Genomic DNA, 21,951 nt, shown 5'->3' on the forward strand with positions numbered 1-21,951 from the left:
GATCATGCTCAGAGCCTACTTCTTCAGCTGGTCGCGCAAGGCGGCGAGCTTGGCGAAGGGCGAGTCCGGATCGAAGCGCGCCGGGCGTTCCTCGCGTGGCTTGGCCTGGAAAGCCGGCTTGGCGCCTTGCGGTCCGCCTTTGCCTTCCGGCCTGCCGCCTTTCCAGTCAGGCCGGCCCTCGCGCGGACGCTCGCCTTGCGGCTTGCCGTCGCGGCGCTGTTCGCCCTCGGCCTGCGGCTTGGGCTTGAACTTCGAACGGTCGAAGCGTGGCTTGGCGGCACCGTCGCGCTGGTCGCGCCGGCCTTGGTAGGCCGGCCGCTCGCCCGTTGCGGGCTGTCCGCCGGCGGCATCCGCGGGTGCATCCGTGCGGGCAGCCTGGCCGTTGCGCGGGCGATTGTCTCTGCGGTTGTCTTGCCGATGGCGCGGGCGCTGTTCGAAACGGCCCTGGCGCCACAACAAGATGGGCTTTGGGGCTTCGGCCTCGGCGCTTCCACCCTCCCCCTCGTGGGGAGGGTCGGCGCGCAGCGCCGGGGTGGGGGCAGCGCCGGCGTCGGTGGTTGCACCTGCATCGGCTACGCGGTCTGCACTATCGGTTTCGTCAGCGCTGTCACCCCCACCCGCGTCGCTTCGCGCCGCGACCTCCCCCATCGAGGGGGAGGTAAAAGCGTCGGCGCTTTCGGTGACAGTGTCGTCAGCCTCTGCAACGGCCGGAGCGTGTTCTTGCGCTGCAGGCTCTGCAGTTGTTTCGTCGATGGCTGGGACCTCGGCGGTAGCTTCAACGGCCGCAGCTGGCTCCGAACCATCGGCAGGCGCTTCCGGCTGAGCGTCTGCAACAGCCTCCGATGCGACTTCGGCAACGGGCTCCTCAGCCGCAACCTCAGTGGCGGAAGCCGCATCCGGCTCCGAACTGTCGGTCGGCGCTTCAGCGACAGCTTCGCCTGCAGCGGCTTCCGCCGTCTGGGCCTGCTCGGCCTTCGCTGCCGCTTCCGCCAGCTTTGCCGCCGCGGCTTCGCGCGCGGCATTGTCCTGCGCTTCCAGCCGCGCCTTCACCTCTGCGGGCGGCTTCGGCTCGGCGCGGTAGCCGAGGCCTTTCAGGATCTCTTCCATGTCGTCGGCGGTGGCGCCGAGGATGGACATCATCGGCGGCGTCACCATGAAGGACTGGCCGTCATAGGCGCCGTCCGGGCGCTGTCCCAGACCGGGCTTCCAGTTGGTCGCAGGCCGGATCAGGTCGGCCAGCCGTTCCAGAATGTCGATGCGCACGGCGCGGCGGCCGAGATTGCGGTATCCGGCAAGCTTGTAGAAGCTCTTGTCGAAAGCAGGATCGATGACCACCGAGGTGCGGCCGGAAGCCAGGGCGTGCACCACGTCGCCAAAGCCCGGCTTGTCCTTGCCGTCGTTCTTCAGCGCCCACAACAGCGTAATCAGTCCGGCGGGCGCCGGCTTGATCAGCGCCGGCACGAAGACGTGGTAGGCGCCGAAGCGCACACCGAGCCGGCGCAAGGCGGCGCGACCCTCCTGATCGAGCGACTTCATTTCCTCGGCGATGTCGCGGCGGTTGATGAGGCCGAAATGCTCGACGAGCTGGAAGGCGATGCCACGGCCGATGCCGGCGATCTGCTCGGCATTCTTCAAGTCGACCAGCGGCTTCAGCAAGGATTCGATCTGGAAATTGACGAAGCGCTCGGCGCGCGCGGCGACCTTGTCGCGGGCGGGACCGGTCAACTGCTCGTCGGCCAAAAGCACCAGGCGCGGCTTCAGCGCGTCCTCGCCGGCAACCAGCGTGCCGATCGGCGCGCCGATCCAGCGCAGCGTGCCGTCGGAGCCGAGCGCAAGGTCGCCATTGGCGCAGGCGCCGAAGCGTTCGGCACGCGCCTCGAACTCGGCGGCCAGCGCTTTTTGCGCTGCCGTACGCACGGCCTTGGCGTCTTCGCCGCCGGCGCTCTGATCGGCGGTGAAGCGGAACCCTTGCAACTCGCCGACATGATGGCCTTCGACAAGGACGGTTCCGGTAGGACTGATTTCGGCTTCAGGCATTGTATTTTCTCTAAGGCGCCGCATGAGGACGGAAGTCCTGCGGTCTACAAACCGTTTCGTCAACCGCTCATGCAGCGCATCCGACAATCTGTCTTCGATTTCGCGCGTCTTTTCCCGCCAGTGTGCCTGATCGGCCAGCCAGCCCGGCCGGTTGGACACGAATGTCCAGGTGCGTATCTGGGCAATTCTGTGCGACAGCGTGTCGATATCGCCTTCGGTGGTGTCGGCGCGGCGCACCTGCTCGGCCATGTAGTTCTCGTCGACATGGCCGTGTTTGGCGAGGTCGGTGTAGATAGAAGCGATCAGGTCGGAGTGCTGGGCCGGCGCGATCTTGCGGTAGTCCGGCAACGCGCAGGCTTCCCACAGCAGCGCGACGCGCTTGGCATTGGTAGCCAGCGCGCGGATGTCCTCGTCGCGGGAGAGATGTTCGAGCGCCTGCGCATCGACCGCCGGCAGCGCGCGCGTCAGGCCTTCGACCGGCGCGTTGGCCTCGATCGAGCGCTTCAGCGCGTCGAGGCTGGCGAAGTCGAAATGCGCGGTGCGCCATTGCAGCACCTTCACCGGATCGAACTCGTGCCCCTCGATGCGCTTGACCAGTTCCTCGTCCAGCGGATCGACCTGGCCGGTGACGCCGAAGGTGCCGTCGCGCAGATGCCGGCCGGCGCGGCCGGCGATCTGGCCGAGCTCGGCCGCCGTCAGGTTGCGGTACTGGTAGCCGTCGAATTTGCGGTTCTGGGCGAAGGCGACATGATCGAGATCAAGGTTGAGGCCCATGCCGATGGCGTCGGTGGCGACGAGATAGTCGACGTCGCCTGCCTGGAACATTGCCACCTGGGCGTTGCGGGTGCGGGGCGACAGCGCGCCGAGCACGACCGCCGCTCCTCCTTGCTGGCGGCGGATCAGCTCAGCGATGGCATAGACCTCGTCGGCGGAGAAGGCGACGATGGCCGTACGCCGCGGCAGGCGGGTCAATTTCTTCGAACCGGCATAGGCCAGGTGCGACAGGCGAGGGCGCGTCACCACCGAGACGCCTCTCAGCAGCTTTTGCAGGATGCCATGCATGGTGGCCGCGCCGAGCAGCAGCGTTTCCTGGCGGCCGCGTAGGTGCAGGATACGGTCGGTGAAGATGTGGCCGCGCTCGAGGTCGCCGGCGAGCTGCACCTCGTCGATGGCGACGAAGGCAACGTCGGTCTCGCGCGGCATGGCTTCGACGGTGCAGACCGAATATTTCGCGCCGGGCGGCTGGATTTTTTCCTCGCCGGTGATGAGCGCCACCTTGTGGGCGCCGACCTTTTCGCAGACGCGGGCATAGACCTCGCGCGCCAGAAGGCGGAGCGGCAGGCCGATAATGCCGCTCTCATGCGCCACCATGCGCTCGATGGCGAGATGGGTCTTGCCGGTGTTGGTCGGACCCAGCACGGCAGTCACGTCGCGGCCCGACAGGATCAGCGGCTCGGTGTGTTTCGGCTGGATGTTCATCGGCCTGGAGATGAGGCTTTCTGCATCGTGTTGTCGGGAGCGCGCCTCGCGTGGCGCGTATGACAGGCGACACATAGGGATTTCAGGCGCGAAGCGAAAGCGGAATGTTCCGGCCGGCAATCCCACGGTTCGTCTTTGAGGTCTCAATTAACAGTTGGAACGAGTCTGGAACGAATCGGCGACGAATCAGTGACTCCGGTAGATTCAGCTTTTGTTCACGGCTACATGTGGATTTTGCGAGCCTGAGTCTCACCATATGCTGAATCGCGGAAACTGGCCCGATTCCTGCAAGGCGACCATTGGCGTTAACCTTTGCCGGTGGGGCATCGTCGTGATCCGATACGCCTCGGCCAACATTATGAAATTGTTGAATTTTCTTAATCGGCCTTAACCAGTTTCCGGTGGTTTTCGGCCTTGGTCGTTAACGTTCCGCTCAAAGCCGGAACGAATGGGTGACGAATCAGCGATGGCGGGATTTTCCTGGTTTGTTCACCCCAACATGTTGTGTTATCCACAGCTTGCCCACCGAGAATTCACAGCTTGCGAACCGGGTTTGCACAGGGCGCCTGGAAATCGTTAATCTTCGCGTGCCGGAACGGGTCAATGTCTCGCGCGCAGCCCGGGAACATCGCCGGCCGGCGATGAAAAAACGGGCCATAAGCCGGCCCGTCCTACCGGGCGAAATGCTGTCGTTCAGGCGAAATACTGGCCGCCATTGGCTGTGATGGTCGAACCGGTGATGAAGCCGGCGTCTTCGGAAGCGAGGAAGACGACGCAACGCGCGATCTCTTCCGGTTCGCCGAGGCGGCCGACCGGAATCTGCGGGATGATGCGTTCATTCAGCACCTTCTCGTCGATCGCCTTGACCATCTCGGTGGCGATGTAGCCGGGGCAGATGACATTGACTGTGATGCCCGCGCGCGCGCCCTCCTGCGCCAGCGCCTTCGAGAAGCCGATGTCGCCGGCCTTTGCGGCGGAATAGTTGACTTGGCCGGCCTGGCCTTTCTGGCCGTTGATGGAGGAAATGGTGATGACGCGGCCGAATTTGCGGTCGCGCATGCCGCCCCACAGCGGATGCGTCATGTTGAAGACCCCAGACAGATTGGTGTCGATGACTTCCTTCCACTGCTCGCGCGTGAGCTTGTGGAACATGGCGTCGCGGGTAATGCCGGCATTGTTGACCAGCACCGAGACCGGGCCGAGATCGGCCTCGACCTGTTTGATTCCGGCGGCACAGGCGTCGTAGTCGGCGACCGACCATTTGTAGGCCTTGATGCCGGTTTGTGCGCTGAACTTCCCCGCTGCCTCGTCATTGCCGGCATAGTTGGCTGCAACGGTGTAACCGGCATTCTTCAGGCCGATCGATATGGCGGCGCCGATGCCGCGCGATCCACCGGTGACGAGCGCTACTTTGGTCATTGAAAGTTCTTCCTCCCTTTGGTCGGAAGAAGGGAATAGGGAGTAGGGAGTAGCGAGTAGGGATCGATATCCCGCCGCGCTGCTCCTTCTTCCCCATTCACTACTCCCTATTCACTACTCACTTCTCTTTCACAGCGCTTCCACGCACAGAGCGACGCCCATGCCGCCGCCGATGCACAGCGTGGCAAGGCCCTTCTTGGCGCCGCGGCGGCGCATCTCGAAAACCAGCGTGTTGAAGACGCGGGCGCCCGACGCGCCGATCGGATGGCCGATGGCGATGGCGCCGCCATTGACGTTGACGATCGACGTATCCCAGCCCATGCCCTTGTTGACGGCGCAGGCCTGCGCGGCGAAGGCTTCATTGGCCTCGACAAGGTCGAGGTCCTTGACCGACCAGCCGGCCTTCTCGAGCGCCCGCTTCGAGGCGGGAATAGGTCCGGTGCCCATGATCGCCGGATCGACGCCGGCCGTCGCCCATGAGGCGATGCGCACCAGCGGGGTGATGCCGCGCCTTGTGGCTTCAGCCTCGCTCATCAGCAGCGCGCCGGCGGCGCCGTCATTGATGCCCGACGCGTTGGCGGCGGTCACGGTGCCGTCCTTGTCGAAAGCCGGCTTCAGCTTGGACATGGCGTCGATGGTGGCGCCGTGGCGGATGTACTCGTCCTGGTCGACGACAGTGTCGCCCTTCCTGCCCTTGATCGTGAAGGCGACGATCTCGTCCTTGAACTTGCCGGCCTTCTGCGCGGTCTCGGCCTTGTTTTGCGAGGCCAGCGCAAACTGGTCCTGGTCGTCGCGGGTGATCTGGAACTGGCGGGCGACGTTCTCGGCGGTGTTGCCCATGTGGTAGCCGTTGAAGGCGTCCCACAACCCGTCCTTGATCATGGTATCGATCATCTTGTAGTCGCCCATCTTGACGCCGGCGCGCAGGTGCTCGGCGTGCGGCGACAGCGACATTGATTCCTGGCCGCCGGCGATGATCACGGTGGCGTCGCCGGCGGCGATCTGCTGCATGCCGAGCGCGATGGCGCGCAGGCCAGAGCCGCAAACCTGGTTAAGCCCCCAGGCGGTGGTCTCCTTGGGCAGGCCGGCATTGATCGACGCCTGGCGGGCGGGGTTCTGGCCCTGCGCGGCGGTCAGCACCTGGCCGAGAATGACCTCGTCGACTTCACCCGGCTCGACGCCGGCGCGCGCCAAAAGCTCCCTGATGACGACGGCGCCAAGTTCATGCGCCGGGGTGGCGGCGAAGGCGCCGTTGAAAGAGCCGACAGCCGTGCGTGCGGCGCTGGCAACGACGATTGAATTGGAAGCGGACATTTTTCTCTCCAGACTTCGAGGTGTCGTGTTCTTGGGGGCTTGTTGGGACTTTTCTTGCCCGTTCCACACCCCAAGTCAAACCGGAAATGGGCATGCCGGCCAAGCGCCGCAAGCAGGGCGCGGGCGGCCGGCGGGATCGCCCAACCTTTGCTGCGCAGCATAATTGGCCGGCCATGCAGCAATAAATGATGCCGCACTGCACAAAGCGCTTGGAATTATAGAGCTTTTGCGCATATCCTTAAAAATGGCGCAATCGTTACCGGCGGCTTACTCAGGCGCGCCGGTGTCCCGGGAGGATGCTGATGGCCGCGAAAGACGACCCTATCATTATCAAGAAATATGCCAATCGCCGGCTCTACAACACCGGCACCAGCACCTATGTCACGCTCGAGGATCTGGCCGAGATGGTAAAGAAGGGCGAGGAGTTCACCGTCCAGGACGCCAAGACCGGTGACGACATTACCCATCCGGTGCTGACGCAGATCATCTTCGAACTGGAGAACAAGGATGGGCAGAACATGCTGCCGATCCCGTTCCTGCGCCAGCTGATCGCTTTCTATGGCGACCAGATGCAGCAGATCGTGCCGAGCTTCCTCGAACAGTCGATGATGGCCTTCTCCAAGGAACAGGAGCGGTTCCGCGAGCAGATGAAGGGCGCGATCGGCAAGTCGCCGCTGGATGTGATGAAGATCGCCACGCCGATCAAGGCGCTGGAAGAGCAGACACGCCGCAACATGGAAATGTTCCAGAACGCGATGCGCCTGTTCACGCCCTTCCCGACCGCCGCCACAAATGCTGCGGCCGCGGCTGCACCCGAGCCGGCCCGCAAGGATGGCCCGGAAAAGAGCGGCGACGACCTTCAGGAACTGAAGCAACAGATCGCCGCCATGCAGCGCAAGCTTGACACCATGTCGTAAGCGACCGCCGCATGGGCGACCGCCCTCAGTTTGGTGAGGCGGCTGTCACGGGTCGATTTTCAGCTGCCACGGTTCCCAGATATCGTCGGGCTGGCCGTCGAGCGAGCGGTAGAAGGCTTTGGCCGGCGAGTTGGATTTCAGCACCGTCCATTTGATGGCGGAGGCGCCAATGCTCAAAGCGTGTTGGCGAAGCTGTTCAACAAGCGCATGGCCGACCCCCATCCCGCGCGTCGCTTCGGTGACGTAGAGTTCCTTCAGCCAGACAACCGGCTTCAGGTCGTAGGTCCAGGGGATGAGGTAGTGGACGGCGATGCCGACGATCACGCCCTCTTGCTCCGCCACCAACACGCCGAACCGGGGCGATGGTCCCAGCCCGTGCTCGATGAGGTTCGCTTTGGTGACGCGAAGCTTGTCGTCATAACCCTCGAAGACAGCTAGCGCCCGCATGAGGGCGAGCACCGCACCGACATCCTGGCGCTCGAATGGACGAATTCTAACCATCGCCTTCTGCATGCTTGCTCAGTCTTCAAGGCCGACCATATCGCGTGGCCTCACGCGTGCAAGACACCGGGCTCCTTGCCTGAAGCGAAAGGAAGGTCCTCGTCCTGCCAACCGGTTATGCCGCCGATCATGATCTTCACGGGACGACCGAGGCTGGCCAGCTTGAAGGCCGCCTGATCCGCGCCATTGCAATGCGGTCCCGCGCAATAGACGACGAACAGCGTCTTTTCGGGCCATTGCACCATCCGCCCGGCCGATATTTCGCGGTGCGGCAGATGCAGCGCGCCCGGCACATGGCGGCGTCCATAGGCTTCCGCCGAACCGACCACATGCAGGAGAACAAAGTCCGGCTCCCCGGCACGCATTGCGGCGGCGACGTCGGAACAGTCGGTCTCGACGGAAAGCCGGCGCAGAAAATGGTCGCGGGCGATATCCGGCGATGCCGCCGGAATGTCTGTCACGTGGCTCATCCTCGTATCTCCATTGCTGATGCGACGGAGAGATAAGACAGGAAGCAGGGCGATTGCAGCTGGCAGCTTTGCCATATATCGTCAAGATCATGCCATCCTCTGCCAATCCGCGCCCTGCCAACCCTCTTGTCGTTGCCGTTGCCTATGACGGGCTGTGCACGTTCGAGTTTGGCGTGGCGGTTGAGATCTTCGCCTTGCCCCGGCCGGAAATGGGTGAGGATTGGTACCGTTTTGCGGTTGCCGGTATTGATACCGGTGAAATGCGCGCGCTGGGCGGCGTGCGTATTGTTGCCGACGGCGGGATCGATCTGATCGGCCAGGCCGGCACGGTGATCGTACCGGGATGGCGCGGGTCGGAGGCTCCGGTGCCGCCGGCGCTGATCGAGGCGCTGCGGAAGGCGAGCGAGCGCGGCTCTCGCATTCTTTCGATCTGTTCGGGCGTGTTCGTGCTTGCCGCCGCCGGCCTGCTTGCGGGCAAAAGGGCGACCACGCATTGGCGCTACAGCGAGAAGCTGACGGAGATGTACCCCGACATCACCGTGATCCCGGACGTTTTGTACATTGATGAGGGCAATGTGCTGACATCGGCAGGCAGTGCCGCGGGCATCGATCTTTGCCTGCATCTGGTTCGGCGCGACTTCGGCACCAAGGCTGCAAACATGGTGGCGCGCCGTCTGGTGGTGCCGCCGCATCGCGACGGCGGCCAGGCGCAGTATGTCGAGAGTTCCGTTCCCGAGCCACATGAGCGCAGCCGGCTTGGACCGTTGATCGACAGGATGCGCGCCGATATTGCCGCCGACTATCCCGTCGCCATCTTGGCCGAGCTTGCCGGTATGAGCGAGCGGACGTTCCTGCGCCGGTTCGCGGCCGCAACCGGCGTCACGCCGGCGCGCTGGCTGCTGTCGGAACGGCTTTCGCGGGCGCGCACGCTGCTGGAAGACACCGCCATGCCGATCGAACGGATTGCCGAGACTGCCGGCTTTGGCGCGGCAGGCACGCTGCGGCATCATTTTCGTCAGCAGTTCGCCACGACGCCCGTCGCGTACCGTGCGCGGTTCGGGAACACGGCCAGGTCGGCTTAAGTCACGCGTTCCTCATAGCGGCCACGCGGCCTGATGATGCTGCCGCTAATGATCTGTTCGACCATATGCGCGGCCCAGCCGACACTGCGTCCGAGCGCAAACAGCTGGAACGGTGCATCGCGCGGCAAGCCAAGGCCGCGCGTTAGTGCGGCCAGGGCGAAGTCGATGTTGGGCTGGGCACCGACCGCCGCCATGGCGGCTTTTTGCAGCTGTTGCAGCGTCTCGTCGACAGGGATGACTTCCAGAAGTGCGGTGGCACGGGGATCGCCGTCGGGATAGAGCGGATGGCCGAACGCCGGCAAGGGCCGATCATGGCCGAGCCAGCGCCGGATCGCCGCATCCGCGCCGTGGGCTGCTGCATCTTCAGCCAGTTGCATCACCGCTTCGCCGGCGCCACCGTGGCGCGGGCCGGACAGCGTTGCCAGGCCGGCCAGCAGGCATGCGGCAGGCGAGGCGCCTGTGGACGCTGCGACGCGGGCGGCGAAGGTCGATGCGTTGAGTTCATGATCGGCGAGCAGGACGAGGGCGCAGCGGATCGCTTCCGCGCCGGCATCATCCACCGACCAGCCCTGCGCCAGGCGCTTATGGACGGGCGCTGTGCCGGCTTCAGCGCCCAGCGACTGCGCCAGCGCTCCGACTGTGCGCGCGGCCTCGGTGCACAGCGAGGCGGCGCTGCGTCCTAGCGAAGGCCGCCCGTGGCCTGCAAGCATGGCAAGCTGCGCAAAGGCCGAGGCGCGGCCGACTGGATGAGGCGCTTCAGGTGACGGAGCTTTGAACGTCACCGGTTCGGCCGAGGCCCACAGCAGAGCGGCGGTTTCCTCCAGCGTCGCCGATTTGGAGAGCGCAACGGCGTCTTGCCCTCGGTAGATGAGGCTCCCGTGCAGAACGGTCGAAATTGCTGTTGCGATCGAGGGTTCGCCCCAGGCGATCGCACTCTCGGCGATGGCCGAGGGACTGCGGCCGCGCGCCCGGCGGGTCGCCAGTGCGGCGATGTCGTCGGCGCGGTACTGGCTGCGGCGCGGGTCGCTCTCATCCGGCCGCATGCCGATGCGGCCACGGCTGACATAGGCGTAAAGCGTCTGCGGCCGCACCTTGAGCCTTTCCAGCGCCTCTTCCCGCGACAGCCATTCGGACATTTTTAGCCCATACATTGATTATATTGATCAAGATTGATCGAGGCGCAGCCTAACCCTTATCTCCCATGCAGAAAAGCTGCAAGGAGATGAGATATGGCGAACGGGCTCGATGATGTGGTGGCGGCGGAGACCGTGCTCTCCGATGTCGATGGCCTTGGTGGCCGCCTGACGATCCGCGGTCATTCGCTGCCGGAATTGGCGGGACGCTGGCGCTATGCGCAAGTGGTTCGCCTGTTGCTCGACGGCTTCTTCGACGGCCTTCCCGGCGATGCCGAACTGGCAGCGAGGCTGGGCAAGGCTCGCGTCGAGGTGTTCGAGCGGCTTGCGCCCTCGCTGCCGCTGCTCGCACCGCTTGAGATCTATAGCGCCATGCGCGCCGGCATGGCGCTGCTGCCGGATGGCGAGACGCTGACGGACGCCTTGCGGCTGATCGCGGCGCCCGCCGTGCTGACGCCGGCTCTGCTGCGGCTGGCGCGTGGCGAGCAGCCGATCGCACCTGACGCGAAGGCCGATCATGCCGCCGACATGCTGAGGATGCTCGAGGGATCCATCCCGTCGCCGGCGCTGGCAAGGGCACTCGACACCTATCTGGTGACCGTCTGCGATCACGGCCTCAACGCCTCGACCTTCGCCACCCGCGTCGTGGCATCGACGCTGGCCGGGCTGACATCGTCGGTGCTGGCCGGGCTCGGCGCGCTCAAGGGGCCGCTGCACGGCGGCGCGCCCGGCCCGGTGATCGAGATGCTCGATGCAATCCAGGCGCATGGCGACGCGGCCGGTTGGCTGCGCGAGAAGGTCGCGCATGGCGAGCGCATCATGGGTTTCGGCCATCGTATCTACCGCGTGCGCGATCCGCGCGCCGATGTACTGAAAGCCGTCGTGCGGCAGCTCGGCAGCGAGGGCGAAGCCGGCCGCCGCCTGGCCTTCGCCGAACAGGTCGAGCACACGGCGCTCGAAGTGTTGCGGATCGCCAAGCCGCAGCGCTCGCTGCAGACCAATGTCGAGTTCTACACCGCGCTTGTGCTTGAGGCGGCTGGCTTTCCGCCACAGGCGTTCAGCAATGTCTTTGCCGCCGGACGTGTCGCCGGCTGGATCGCGCATGCGCGCGAACAGCAGACCACGGGGCGGCTGATCCGGCCGCAGTCGCGCTATATCGGGCCGGTGCCGGACCTCGTGGCCTGAGGTTCCAAGTTCAGATTGTTGCGAAGAGGACCCCACCCTAGCTTGCCGGGGCGAGCCACGGGTCTCGCCCGTCCTTCGGACCCCCACAAGGGGGAGGGCAGCTGGCGCGCGCCGCCGAAACGTCAGTGGTTTGCTGAGATCAGCGTCTACCAAGTCTCCCTCCCCCTTGTGGGGAGGGATCAAGGGTGGGGGTATTCGTAGGGCGAAGACCTCGGTGTGGAGGGCCATTCCCCATGACCAAATTTCATGTGATCACGCGACCGTGTTCGTGTTCTTGCCTTGGTCATCCCTTATATGCTGCACTGCAATATAAGTCCGCTGCAGTCGAACCCGCCCGATTCCCGGGCGGGATGAGGCAGCAGTGACCAAACCGAACAGGAACGCCATGACCAAAAACGGCAAGGCGGAGGAAACGAAGAAGATCAACATTGCGCTGCAGGGAGGCGGCTCGCACGGGGCTTTCTCCTGGGGCGTACTCGACCGGCTGCTGGAGGATGGCAGGCTCGACATTTCAGCCGTGTCCGGCACCAGCGCCGGCGCGATGAATGCGGTGGCGCTGGCCGATGGTTTTGTGCGCCGCGGCGTCGAGGGTGCACGGCAAAAGCTCGACGACTTCTGGCGCGCGGTGGCGGCCAAGGGCCGCTTCAGCCCGGTGCAGCGCATGCCGTGGGACGTCGCCTGGGGCAACTGGTCGATCGAGAACACCCCCGGCTATTTCTTCTTCGACACCATGTCCCGAGTGTTTTCGCCCTATGTCGCCAATCCGCTGGGCTTGAACCCGCTGCGCGACGTGGTCGAGCAGGAGATCGATTTCAAAAATGTTCACGCCTGCAAGTCGATGGAGCTGTTCATTTCGGCGACCAATGTCGAGACCGGCCAGCTGCGCGTCTTTTCCGACGGCGAGATCGACCTCGACACGGTGATGGCCTCGGCCTGCCTGCCGCAATTGTTCCGCGCCGTCGAGATCAAGGGCGTGCCTTATTGGGATGGCGGCTATGGCGGCAATCCGGCGCTGTTTCCGTTCTTCAAGACGGCGGCGACGGAGGATGTGCTGCTGGTGCAGATCAATCCGGTGGTGCGCGAAGGCACGCCGAAAAGCGCCAACGAGATCCAGAACCGCATCGACGAGATCACCTTCAACGCCGGGCTGCTGAACGAATTCCGCTCGATCGCCTTCGTCAAGGAGCTGATCGCCGCCGGCCGGCTGCCGCGTGGCGAATACCGCGACATCCGCATGCACCGCATCGATGCCGACGAGGCGTTCAAGGATCTGTCGGCGTCGTCCAAGGTCAACGCCGAATGGGCTTTTTTGACCTATTTGCGTGACCTTGGCCGCATAGCGGCGAGCGACTGGCTGGAGGAGAATTACGACGCCGTCGGCAAGCGGCCGACGCTCGATCTTTCCGGCGAACTCGATGACGGCTTCAAACCGGTGCGCGGGCCGGCACCGGGACGGCGGGTGAAGGAATTCCTCGCCGCCCGCAAGAAGCCGGAGGCGGAACGCCGGCGGGCCTGAGTCCGCCCGGATCGATCAAGACGATCAGCGAAGTGTTCGGCAAATCGGAGTAGCGCCGATGACTTTCCGTCCCGGAACAACCGTTGCGTGTGACGGTATACAAAATCATACTGACGCCTGCTGCCATTCACTGAGTGGCTACGCAGGTCGCGCCCACATTTGAGCGTCAAAAACTAGTGGGGGCACAGGGTGATGTCAGCGCTCGTAACGCCTTGAAAACAAGTCGGCTCCAGCATCCGTGCGGCGCCGGGGCTGCGGTTCCGTCGAATGACGGGGCGCCGACAAAACCGTTTCTCGTTGGCCACACTACATCGCCTGGCACAATGTTCCTGCAACTTTTCGACTGTATTGCGATGCAACTTTGATGTAGAAGCGCGGCTTCGCCGTTCACGGCAAATTGAACACGGCCTGGCGCGCACCCATATCGGCGACGCGCCCGAGTTGGAAGACACGGTAGCTGTTAGACGACGGACACCCTGTTGGATAACGACTTGGCCGAACCCCGCAGTGGAAAAACAATGATGCCGAAGATCAGGTTTCACAAGCTTGCCGCTATTGTCGTGCTCATCGGCTTCGCCGCCTGGATGGGAACAGGCGCGTTCTCGTCCGTCGGCAGCGCCGCTGTCGAAGGTGCTGGCAAGGCAGGCGATCAGGCCAAGACAAGCGATCAGGCCAAGACCGGCGATCAGGCCAAGGCGCCGGATGCAGCCAAGGCGGCCGAGGCCGAACCGAAGGCGCCGCTGCGCACCGTCGCTGTGGTGACGCCGCCGCGCAAGACCTATGCCCGCGCCATCCGCATTTCCGGGCTGACCGAGGCCGACAAGCGCGCCGTGCTGGCGACGCGCGTCGCCGGCGTCATCGAAAAGCTGCCGGTCAAGCAGGGCGATCACGTCAAGACCGGCGACCTGGTGCTGATGCTGGCGGCCGAAGAAAAGATCTCGATGGTCGACAGTGCCAAGCAGCTCGTCGCGCAGCGCCAGGCTGAACTCGACGCATCGCTGCGGCTCATGAAGACCGGCAATCTGCCCAAGCTGCAGCTCGACACGGCGCGTTCGAACCTGACCGCTGCGCAGTCGCAGCTGGAAACGGCGCAGGCCGAACTCGACCGCAATCAGGTCAAGGCGCCCTTCGACGGCGTCATCGACCGGGTGCCGGTGGAGCTCGGCAGTTCCATCATGCAGGGCGGCGAGGTGGCAACCATCCTCAAGCTCGATCCGGTGATTGCGCGCGGTGAAGTCAGCGAACGCGACCTCGGCTATCTCAAGCTCGGCGACAAGGCTGCTGTGCGGCTGGTCAGCGGCCAGACCGTCGAAGGCACCGTGCGCTACATCAGCCGCGACGCCTCGTCGGCCACCCGAACCTTCCGCGTCGAGATCGCCGTCCCCAATGCCGATGGCTCCGTGCCGGCGGGCATGACGGCCGAGATTTCGCTCAGCGCGCAGCCGACCGATGCCGTCATGTTGCCGCGCTCCGTGGTGACGCTGGGCGACAAGGGCGACCTCGGCATCCGTGCCGTCGACAAGGACAACAAGGTGGTATTCTTCCCGATCGACCTCGTTGACGACTCGCCGAAGGGCCTCGTGCTTGGCGGCATTCCCGCCGATGCCCGCGTCATCGTCGCCGGCCAGGAACTCGTCAAGGAAGGGGACGTCGTCAAGCCGGTCGAGGCCGACCAGGCGACCATCCAGAAACTGTTGGGCGAAGCGACAACGCAGTAGCGCCAGGTGGCCCCGGGCGGGGACAACCGGCCGCCATGCGGCTCCTGAAATCTTGAGAACAGGCCATGGATATCGTCAAACTCGCGATCAACAATGCCCGGCTGACCATTGCGGTGCTGGTCTTCCTGCTGCTGGCGGGCTGGGTCGCCTATCAGTCGACACCGAAGGAAGCGGAACCCGACGTTCCTACCCCTTATGTTTATATAAATGTTGCCTATCAAGGCATCGCGCCCGAAGACGCTGAAAGACTTCTGCTTAGGCCTCTGGAGGCAAAGCTTAAGAGTCTCAAGGGGTTAAAGGAGATGAAATCATCCGCCTATCAGGGCGGTGCCTTTGTCTTCCTTGAGTTTCTGCCGTCTATAAAAGTCGACACCGCGGTGACTGATACACGCTCGAAGGTTCAGGACGCGAAGGCTGACCTTCCCCAAGCGGCAGAAGAACCGGTTGTTACCGAGGTCAACATTTCCGAGTTTCCCGTCCTGGTCGTCACGCTGTCCGGCGATGTGCCCGAGCGTGTGCTTACGGCGGCGGCGCGCGAACTGCGCGACCGCATCGAGGAAGTACCGGGCGTTCTTGAGGGCACCATACAAGGCGCGCGCGACGATCTTGTCGAAGTCGTCATCGACCCGATGAAGCTGTCCTCCTACGGCCTGCAGCTCGACCAGTTGATCGGCGCGGTCGGCGCTTCCAACAGCCTGGTCGCCGCCGGCAATATCGAGGGTTCGGAAGGCAAATACGCGGTCAAGGTGCCGTCGCTGATCGAAACACCAGAGGATGTGGCGTCGCTGCCGGTGGTTGCCGGACCCAATGCCGTCGTCCAGGCCAAGGACATCGCCACGATCCGGTCGACCTTTGCCGATGCCACGACCATCACCCGCCTCAACGGCAAGCCGGCCATCGCCATTGAAGTCAAGAAGCGCATCGGCGCCAATCTGATCGACACGCTGGCCAAGGTGCGGGAAGTGTCCGACGCCTACGTCAAGACCATGCCGGAAGGCATGAACATCACCTACACGCAGGACAAGTCCGTCTTCGTCAACCAGCTGCTGGGCGACCTGCAGAACCACGTGATGATCGCCGTCATCCTGGTGTTCATCGTCATCCTCTATGCGCTGTCGGGCCGCGCCTCGCTGCTGATCGGGCTTGCCATTCCGTCATCCTTCCTGATCGGCATCCTGCTGCTTGCGATGATGGGCTACACGATCAACATGATCGTGCTGTTCAGCCTTATCCTGGCGGTCGGCATGCTGGTCGACGACGCCATCATCGTCACCGAATTCGCCGAACGGCGCATGGGCGAAGGCATGCCGAAGGCGGAAGCCTTCACGCTGGCCGCCAAGCGCATGGCCGGTCCGGTCATCGCCGCGACGATGACGCGCATCGCGGCGTTTTCGCCGCTGCTGTTCTGGCCCGGCATCATCGGCGACTTCATGAAATACATGCCGATTACGCTGATCGTCACGCTGTCGGCCTCGATGCTTTATGCGCTGGTGTTCGCGCCGACGCTGGGCGCGCTTTTCGCCAAGGCGCCGGAGCATCACGAGGAACACAATCGCGACGGCTGGTACATGGCGCTGGTCAAACAGGCGGTGCGCTTCCCCATCACCGTGCTGGTGCTGACCGCCGTGCTGCTCACCGGCGTCGGCTTCGCCTATTCGAAATATGGCGCGGGCGTCGAGTTCTTCCCCAGCGTCGAGCCCGATTACGGCCTGCTCTATGTGCACGCCCGCGGCAATCTCTCGCTGGCCGAAATGGATACGGCAACCAGGATCGCCGAAAACCGGCTGCTCGGCTGGCCCGGCGTGAAATCGGTTTACACCCGCGTCGGCAAGACGCAGGGCGGCGGCCAGGATGTGCCGGAGGACGTCGTCGGCGTCATCCAGTATGAGTTCATCGACTGGCGCGAGCGCAAATCGGCCAACCACATCCTGGACGAGCTGCGCACCGTCATGGCCGGCATTCCCGGCGTCGATGTCGAAGTGCGCGTGCCGGAGGCCGGTCCTCCCACGGGCAAGGCGGTCCAGCTCCGGCTTTCGGCCATCGATCCCAAAGGGCTCGACGACCAGGCCCGCGCCGTTGCGGCGCGCATCGCCAAGGTGCCCGGTGTCATCGACGTTTCCGACGGCCTGCCGCCGCCCGGCGTCGACTGGGCGCTCGAGGTCGACCGCGCCAAGGCGGCGCAGTACGGCATCAGCCCGACCGCCGTCGGCACGGTGGTGCAACTGGTGACCAATGGCCTGAAGCTGTCCGAGTACCGGCCGGCCGGCGCCGACGATGCCGTCGATATCCGCCTGCGCCTGCCTGAAGACCGGCGCACGCTGTCGACGCTCGACGAGCTCCGGGTGCAGACTGCGCAAGGCTCGGTGCCGATCTCGAACTTCGTCGTGCGCAAGCCGGAGCCGACGGTCGGCATCCTCAACCGCATCGACGGCGCGCGCACCGTGGTCGTCCAGGCCAACGTCGCCGCCGGTAACCAGGTTGCGGCGGTGCAGGCGGAGGTGACCAAGGCGGTCACCGACATGAAGCTCGACAACGGCATACGCTGGAAGCTCGCCGGCTCCAACGAGGACAGCGCCGAAGCCAGCGCCTTCCTCGGCAAGGCGTTCGGCGCGGCGATCTTCCTGATCTTCCTGGTGCTGTTGATGCAGTTCAACAAGTTCACCAGCGTGCTTCTGGTGCTGTCCTGCGTGGTCATGGCGACGATCGGCGTGTTCCTGGGGCTGCTTCTGACCGGTGAAGCCTTCGGCATCGTCATGTCGGGCATCGGCGTCATCGCGCTGGCCGGTGTGGTGGTGAACAACAACATCGTTTTGATCGACACCTATGACCGGCTGCGCGAAGAGGGCTGGGACAAGATGGAGGCGGTGCTGCAGACCTGCCGCGAGCGCGCCCGCCCGGTCGTGCTGACGGCGGTCTCGGCCATCCTCGGCGTGCTGCCGATCGCCTTCGGTCTTGGGTTGGAAATCTTCCATCACGAGACGACGATCAACGCGCCGTCGACGCAATGGTGGATTTCATTGTCCTCGGCGATCGTCTTCGGCCTGTCCTTTGCCACGCTGCTGACGCTGGTGGTGACGCCGTCGATGCTGATGATCTTCACGCGCAGCAAAAACAGCCGCTTCTACGCGTTCTTCCGCCGGCTGTTCGGGCGCGAAAAGAAATGGGATGCGTCCACAGGGCCGAAGCCGCTCGACGAGCCGGCAATCGCCTTCCCCAAAGCCGCGGAATAGCCCAGCTTTCCCCAGGCAGACAAAAGGCCGTCCGGAACAACCGGGCGGCCCTTTGCATTGTCCCCTCGCATCTGAAGAGCAAAGCGAGGGACTCTTATGACCGTCAGCACCATTCTCATCATAGTTCTGATCCTGATCCTGATCGGCGCCGTACCGGCCTGGCCGCATTCGCGCTCCTGGGGTTATGGGCCGTCCGGAATAGTCGGCGTTGTGCTTGTGGTGCTGCTGATCCTGGTGCTGATGGGCAGGGTTTGATCGTGGCAGGAGACCTCTGCGATCAGCGTTTCCTCTCCCGATGAAGCGCTGGCAATAAGCACACGGCGGTGCCAACCCCCACTCCGGCCGCTGCGCGGCCACCTCTCCCCATGTCCATGGGGGAGAGGAAATGCCAAGCTTTTCAAGGCAGCGACCTCGGCGGTTAGCATTTCCTCTCCCCCACGAATGTGGGGGTAGAGGTGGCTCGGCGAAGCCGAGACGGAGTGCGGGAGCGCCATATGCGATTGGCCCGAAATCGAGATGACGAGCACACGCTGTGCCCCCTTGGCCACCCCGCACCCTTGCGTATACGCTGCCCGCACGACAATCACCGAGGGAGCCATCAAGGTGAACACCGCCAGCCCGCCAAGGCCTCTCGCCGAGATCGCCAGCTATCACGCCCACATCTACTATGACGGGCAAGCCGAGCGGCAGCACGCCGAATGGCTGCGCCTGCGCATCGGCGAACGCTTCCGCGTGCGCCTGGGCAACTGGCGCGACGAGCCGGTCGGCCCGCACGAACAGGCCATGTACCAAGTCTCCTTCGCCACCGAGATTTTCGCCACACTCGTCCCCTGGCTGATGCTGAACCATGGCGGCCTGAGCATCCTCATCCACCCCAACACCACCAACCCCAAGCGCGACCATCTGGTCGATCCGATCTGGATCGGGCGGCCGCTGGGGGTTCATGGCGAGGTGCTGGGTGAAGAGGATGAAGCGGAAGAGGCGCTGGAGGTGAACACGGAGCCGACGCTGGGGGCGTAGGGAGGCGTTCTGCAAAGTAGAGACTTGGCCTTGGAGACGCGTTCGCCAGTAGCCTAGCTCAGGCATGCATGACAAGCCGCTTTGCCCCTCAAGCCGTATCCTATGCCTTCATCATTGCTTCGTTGAAGGTGCCGAACCAGCGCGGGGCCGTTGGAGCGACGGACCGTCAATTGATGGCAAGGGAGAGTTCTCCTTGGTCGCCGGTACGCCGAGGCGGGGTCGCCGAATAGGCAAAGATTGCAATAGAGGAGGCAGCCGGCACTCGTTCCCGCAGGGTCGGGCGCACCCGTTCGGACGGAGCAACTGGCGCTCCGCACGAGGGACAGGGCAACTCACTGGTGACTGGGTGCGTGCCTGACGAAGCTCTTCGTTTCGGCTGAGATAAATGCTCTCACTTACGGAACATCGCAGGTTCGTCGAAGTTGGAAAGCTACGGAGGACGTGCACATGAACAGTGTAATCTATCTTATCGGCCTTATCGTCGTCGTGCTCGCGGTCCTCTCCTTCCTCGGTTTTCACTAGGTGGCCTCATGCAGCATGAGAAGGATCAGGGCGGACAGCCCACCGAATTCGACAAGGCGCAAAGCGACGTCTCCGAAAGACTTCGCCAGGAAAATGAGCGTGCCAGCGAGTTGCTTCACGACGCGCGGGACGAGGTGACCCGTAAGGCTGGCGACTATGCATCTGAAGCCACGCAGGTCATCTCCGACAAGGCGGAGGAGGCGCAGCGCGACATCGGATCGAGCTTGGCGGCGTTGGGTGGTGCACTGCGAGCGGCCAGCGATCACCTTGCCAGCAACGATGAAAGGAACGCATCGAAGTTCGCTTTGGATGCTGCCAGTGGCCTTGAGCGGCTTTCATCGTCCTTGAAACAGAAGCCCTTTAGCCAAGTCCTTGATGACGTGCAGTCCTTCGGCCGGCAAAATCCCGGTGTCCTGCTTGCGGGATCGGTGTTGGCCGGATTGGCTCTCGGGCGGTTCATCAAGGCTTCTCCGCCGGCAACGCCCGATTCTGAGGCCGCTCCGGGAGGCCTCAGATCACACACCGATCAGCCACAGGGTTGGTCCGCTGATCGTCCACAAGATTTTGGCGTGGTCGGCGATGATGGGGCCACGCAGATCGCGGAGCAGGACAGATGAACAACCAGGACAATCCCAGCCTTGCCGGGCTAGTCACCGATTTGGCCCAGAATGTCACCACTCTGGTGCAAACCGAGGCGAGGCTGTTTCGGGCCGAGCTCTCTGAAAAGCTTACCAAAGCCGGAGCAGGTGCCGCGGAAGTGCTGGGCGGCGCGATTTGCCTGCTCGCCGCGCTCTTGGTGTTGCTGCAGGCGCTCATTATCGCGCTGACGCGGGCAGGGCTTGGCGCGGGGTGGTCTTCCCTGCTGGTCGGTGTGGTCGTGGCGGTCCTCGGCGTCATCCTGCTGCGGACCGGGACGGCCAGCATGGCGCCTTCGGAACTTACCCCCGACCGGACCCAGGGACAGCTCAAGCGCGACGCGAGCGCGATTAAGGAACAGGTGAGATGAACGAGAAATCCGCAGCCGAACTTGAACGCGAGGCCGAGGCTGCTCGCGCTCGGGTGATGGAGACCGCCGAATCCATTCGAGGCAAGATGACGCCTGGACAATTGCTGGATGAGTTCACCGGGCTGTTCTCGGGAGGGGAGAGCGCGGCCATGCTCAGCAATCTCAGAACGCAGGTCCGAGATAATCCTTTGCCGGTCACCATGGTGGGCGCAGGTCTGGCCTGGCTGATGTTCGGCAGCGGTACCTCAAACACCGCCCACCGTTCGGCTGGCTATCCATTGCCTTCAGCGCCAGGACGACATGATGTAGCAGGGGAGCGCGGCGGCTTGGGCGGCACGCTCTCCGACGCCGCGGAATCGCTCTCCTCGAGCGCTGCCAGCGTCGGCGACACCATATCGAGCACCGCAAGAGCCGCTGCGGCGGGTCTGACGGGAAGCGCTGCCAATGCAAGCTCGACGACTGGGGACATGGCGGCGAAAGCCAGCCGCTCCGCGCAAGATCTGTTGGAGGATCAACCCTTGGCCGTAGCGGCCGTCGGTCTCGCCATCGGCGCCGCTATAGGTGCAATGCTGCCCCATACCGCAACGGAGGACGAGCAACTAGGCGCCTATGGCGACAAGCTTCGCGATTCCGCCGAAACTTTGCTCGACAGGGGCCTCGATGAGGCCAAGCAGGTCGCCGCCGACGCCTATGAGACCATCAAGCAGGAAGCTGGCCGGCAAGATATGGAAGCAGACACGATAGCCGATCAGCTCGGCGAGATCGTGAAGTCCACAGCAGACAAGACCGAGCATGCCGTGCGCGAACGAATTTCCGATACGTCTCAGCGCCAAACCTAGCTTGATGATCCTGGATCAACGATAGCCGGCCTCTCCAGAAAGGGGCCGGTGTTGTCCGTCAAACGGTGACCCGCTCGAGTCACTTCAGAGCCGTGTGCGGACTGATGTCCCTTGTCGATAGTAATCCAGCGGATCAGGTTCTCTGGATTGTTGGCCAACCCGCCGCCGATAAGACGCGGTCAGCAAAACTGGCATCTAGGCGAGGACCGACATTGCACTTGAAGTTCGCAGACCGAGGATGCCGGTCCGCTCTGGGACGTAGGGCGACACCCCCCGTCACCCCCCAGCCAACCGCGGCAGCAGAAAAATCTCCGCCCCCTGCGGCAGTTCCTTCGACCACGTATCGCGATAGATGGTCCCGTCGATCGCCACCGCGATGCCCTTCTCGATCCAGGGCTCGATGCCGGGATACTGTTCAGCCAATTTCCTGAACAGCTCCCTTATGTCCTTGGCTTCGACCTCGACCTTGCTCTGGCCGCCGGCGAGCTGGCCGAGCGCGCCCCAGAGCGTGACTTCGACCATCAGAGCCTCATTGGAGCGTGTCCGAAACCGCTGCGCACTTT

Annotated in this window: 18 protein-coding genes; 11 read left to right on the forward strand and 7 right to left on the reverse strand. The window is 63.9% G+C overall.

The genetic code is table 11. The annotated features are described in order from the left end of the window. Positions 1 to 15: 15 nt before the first annotated feature. From NLY42_RS10060 to NLY42_RS10070, 3 genes are all read right to left on the reverse strand, one after another. A complete protein-coding gene (locus tag NLY42_RS10060) occupies positions 16 to 3,516 on the reverse strand; it encodes a helicase-related protein (RefSeq protein ID WP_286489252.1) in 3,501 nt (1,166 codons plus the stop codon). Positions 3,517 to 4,209: 693 nt separating this feature from the next. Further along, positions 4,210 to 4,935, reverse strand: a complete 726-nt coding sequence (phbB, locus tag NLY42_RS10065) for an acetoacetyl-CoA reductase (protein ID WP_023698448.1) — start codon at positions 4,933 to 4,935, stop codon at positions 4,210 to 4,212. A 129-nt stretch (positions 4,936 to 5,064) separates the two neighbouring features. Continuing rightward, entirely contained in the window at positions 5,065 to 6,249 is a 1,185-nt protein-coding gene (locus tag NLY42_RS10070) for an acetyl-CoA C-acetyltransferase (RefSeq protein ID WP_023754107.1), read from the reverse strand. Positions 6,250 to 6,551: 302 nt separating this feature from the next. Between NLY42_RS10070 and phaR the strand changes: the two genes are divergently transcribed. Continuing rightward, complete coding sequence (gene phaR, locus NLY42_RS10075) at positions 6,552 to 7,166, forward strand: polyhydroxyalkanoate synthesis repressor PhaR (protein ID WP_023754109.1); 615 nt, start codon at positions 6,552 to 6,554, stop codon at positions 7,164 to 7,166. Positions 7,167 to 7,211: 45 nt separating this feature from the next. Here the strand turns inward: phaR and NLY42_RS10080 are convergent, their stop codons facing one another. Both NLY42_RS10080 and NLY42_RS10085 read right to left on the reverse strand, forming a co-directional pair. Continuing rightward, entirely contained in the window at positions 7,212 to 7,667 is a 456-nt protein-coding gene (locus tag NLY42_RS10080) for a GNAT family N-acetyltransferase (RefSeq protein ID WP_031244794.1), read from the reverse strand. A 50-nt stretch (positions 7,668 to 7,717) separates the two neighbouring features. Continuing rightward, positions 7,718 to 8,137 (reverse strand): rhodanese-like domain-containing protein, encoded by a 420-nt coding sequence (locus NLY42_RS10085; RefSeq protein ID WP_023754111.1) that lies wholly within the window; start codon positions 8,135 to 8,137, stop codon positions 7,718 to 7,720. An 89-nt stretch (positions 8,138 to 8,226) separates the two neighbouring features. On the opposite strand from NLY42_RS10085, the gene ftrA reads away from it, so the two are divergent. Continuing rightward, the gene (gene ftrA, locus NLY42_RS10090; RefSeq protein ID WP_023754112.1) at positions 8,227 to 9,219 is read left to right on the forward strand and encodes a transcriptional regulator FtrA; all 993 of its coding nucleotides are present in this window, start codon (positions 8,227 to 8,229) and stop codon (positions 9,217 to 9,219) included. On the opposite strand, the gene NLY42_RS10095 is transcribed toward ftrA, so the two are convergent. Then, complete coding sequence (locus NLY42_RS10095) at positions 9,216 to 10,355, reverse strand: citrate synthase (RefSeq protein ID WP_023754113.1); 1,140 nt, start codon at positions 10,353 to 10,355, stop codon at positions 9,216 to 9,218. The two genes, ftrA and NLY42_RS10095, sit on opposite strands and share 4 nt — an antisense overlap. A gap of 93 nt (positions 10,356 to 10,448) precedes the next feature. Between NLY42_RS10095 and NLY42_RS10100 the strand changes: the two genes are divergently transcribed. The 9 genes from NLY42_RS10100 to NLY42_RS10140 all read left to right on the forward strand — a co-directional run bounded on the left by NLY42_RS10100 (position 10,449) and on the right by NLY42_RS10140 (position 21,388). Beyond that, complete coding sequence (locus tag NLY42_RS10100) at positions 10,449 to 11,537, forward strand: citrate synthase/methylcitrate synthase (protein WP_286489134.1); 1,089 nt, start codon at positions 10,449 to 10,451, stop codon at positions 11,535 to 11,537. 385 nt (positions 11,538 to 11,922) lie between these two features. Next, positions 11,923 to 13,053, forward strand: a complete 1,131-nt coding sequence (locus NLY42_RS10105; RefSeq protein ID WP_023754115.1) for a patatin-like phospholipase family protein — start codon at positions 11,923 to 11,925, stop codon at positions 13,051 to 13,053. 521 nt (positions 13,054 to 13,574) lie between these two features. Beyond that, the gene (locus tag NLY42_RS10110) at positions 13,575 to 14,771 is read left to right on the forward strand and encodes an efflux RND transporter periplasmic adaptor subunit (RefSeq protein ID WP_023754116.1); all 1,197 of its coding nucleotides are present in this window, start codon (positions 13,575 to 13,577) and stop codon (positions 14,769 to 14,771) included. 65 nt (positions 14,772 to 14,836) lie between these two features. After that, positions 14,837 to 18,001: an efflux RND transporter permease subunit gene (locus NLY42_RS10115; RefSeq protein ID WP_023737021.1), complete on the forward strand. Its 3,165-nt coding sequence runs from the start codon at positions 14,837 to 14,839 to the stop codon at positions 17,999 to 18,001. Between the two features lie 96 nt (positions 18,002 to 18,097). Beyond that, positions 18,098 to 18,256 (forward strand): DUF3309 family protein, encoded by a 159-nt coding sequence (locus NLY42_RS10120; protein WP_023702789.1) that lies wholly within the window; start codon positions 18,098 to 18,100, stop codon positions 18,254 to 18,256. A 348-nt stretch (positions 18,257 to 18,604) separates the two neighbouring features. Beyond that, the gene (locus NLY42_RS10125; protein WP_023712827.1) at positions 18,605 to 19,021 is read left to right on the forward strand and encodes a DOPA 4,5-dioxygenase family protein; all 417 of its coding nucleotides are present in this window, start codon (positions 18,605 to 18,607) and stop codon (positions 19,019 to 19,021) included. Positions 19,022 to 19,551: 530 nt separating this feature from the next. Further along, the gene (locus NLY42_RS10130) at positions 19,552 to 20,160 is read left to right on the forward strand and encodes a hypothetical protein (RefSeq protein ID WP_023752870.1); all 609 of its coding nucleotides are present in this window, start codon (positions 19,552 to 19,554) and stop codon (positions 20,158 to 20,160) included. After that, on the forward strand, positions 20,157 to 20,549 hold the full coding sequence (locus NLY42_RS10135) for a phage holin family protein (protein WP_023693628.1): 393 nt from the start codon (positions 20,157 to 20,159) through the stop codon (positions 20,547 to 20,549). Before NLY42_RS10130 ends, NLY42_RS10135 begins: the two co-directional genes overlap by 4 nt. Beyond that, complete coding sequence (locus NLY42_RS10140; RefSeq protein ID WP_023752871.1) at positions 20,546 to 21,388, forward strand: DUF3618 domain-containing protein; 843 nt, start codon at positions 20,546 to 20,548, stop codon at positions 21,386 to 21,388. The genes NLY42_RS10135 and NLY42_RS10140 overlap by 4 nt, the downstream gene beginning before the upstream one ends. A gap of 276 nt (positions 21,389 to 21,664) precedes the next feature. Here NLY42_RS10140 and NLY42_RS10145 read toward each other — a convergent pair whose 3' ends face one another. Then, the gene (locus tag NLY42_RS10145) at positions 21,665 to 21,910 is read right to left on the reverse strand and encodes a MoaD/ThiS family protein (RefSeq protein WP_023712829.1); all 246 of its coding nucleotides are present in this window, start codon (positions 21,908 to 21,910) and stop codon (positions 21,665 to 21,667) included. Between the last annotated feature and the right edge of the window lie 41 nt (positions 21,911 to 21,951).

This window comes from Mesorhizobium sp. C372A, from assembly GCF_030323245.1.
Lineage (GTDB): Bacteria > Pseudomonadota > Alphaproteobacteria > Rhizobiales > Rhizobiaceae > Mesorhizobium.

What these genes read in the sequence shown, in the direction of transcription:
- NLY42_RS10060 (WP_286489252.1), bottom strand. Translation starts at nt 3,516, where the DNA reads ATGAACATCCAGCCGAAACACACCGAGCCGCTGATCCTGTCGGGCCGC.
- phbB (WP_023698448.1), bottom strand. Translation starts at nt 4,935, where the DNA reads ATGACCAAAGTAGCGCTCGTCACCGGTGGATCGCGCGGCATCGGCGCC.
- NLY42_RS10070 (WP_023754107.1), bottom strand. Translation starts at nt 6,249, where the DNA reads ATGTCCGCTTCCAATTCAATCGTCGTTGCCAGCGCCGCACGCACGGCT.
- phaR (WP_023754109.1), top strand. Translation starts at nt 6,552, where the DNA reads ATGGCCGCGAAAGACGACCCTATCATTATCAAGAAATATGCCAATCGC.
- NLY42_RS10080 (WP_031244794.1), bottom strand. Translation starts at nt 7,667, where the DNA reads ATGGTTAGAATTCGTCCATTCGAGCGCCAGGATGTCGGTGCGGTGCTC.
- NLY42_RS10085 (WP_023754111.1), bottom strand. Translation starts at nt 8,137, where the DNA reads ATGAGCCACGTGACAGACATTCCGGCGGCATCGCCGGATATCGCCCGC.
- ftrA (WP_023754112.1), top strand. Translation starts at nt 8,227, where the DNA reads ATGCCATCCTCTGCCAATCCGCGCCCTGCCAACCCTCTTGTCGTTGCC.
- NLY42_RS10095 (WP_023754113.1), bottom strand. Translation starts at nt 10,355, where the DNA reads ATGTCCGAATGGCTGTCGCGGGAAGAGGCGCTGGAAAGGCTCAAGGTG.
- NLY42_RS10100 (WP_286489134.1), top strand. Translation starts at nt 10,449, where the DNA reads ATGGCGAACGGGCTCGATGATGTGGTGGCGGCGGAGACCGTGCTCTCC.
- NLY42_RS10105 (WP_023754115.1), top strand. Translation starts at nt 11,923, where the DNA reads ATGACCAAAAACGGCAAGGCGGAGGAAACGAAGAAGATCAACATTGCG.
- NLY42_RS10110 (WP_023754116.1), top strand. Translation starts at nt 13,575, where the DNA reads ATGCCGAAGATCAGGTTTCACAAGCTTGCCGCTATTGTCGTGCTCATC.
- NLY42_RS10115 (WP_023737021.1), top strand. Translation starts at nt 14,837, where the DNA reads ATGGATATCGTCAAACTCGCGATCAACAATGCCCGGCTGACCATTGCG.
- NLY42_RS10120 (WP_023702789.1), top strand. Translation starts at nt 18,098, where the DNA reads ATGACCGTCAGCACCATTCTCATCATAGTTCTGATCCTGATCCTGATC.
- NLY42_RS10130 (WP_023752870.1), top strand. Translation starts at nt 19,552, where the DNA reads ATGCAGCATGAGAAGGATCAGGGCGGACAGCCCACCGAATTCGACAAG.
- NLY42_RS10135 (WP_023693628.1), top strand. Translation starts at nt 20,157, where the DNA reads ATGAACAACCAGGACAATCCCAGCCTTGCCGGGCTAGTCACCGATTTG.
- NLY42_RS10140 (WP_023752871.1), top strand. Translation starts at nt 20,546, where the DNA reads ATGAACGAGAAATCCGCAGCCGAACTTGAACGCGAGGCCGAGGCTGCT.
- NLY42_RS10145 (WP_023712829.1), bottom strand. Translation starts at nt 21,910, where the DNA reads ATGGTCGAAGTCACGCTCTGGGGCGCGCTCGGCCAGCTCGCCGGCGGC.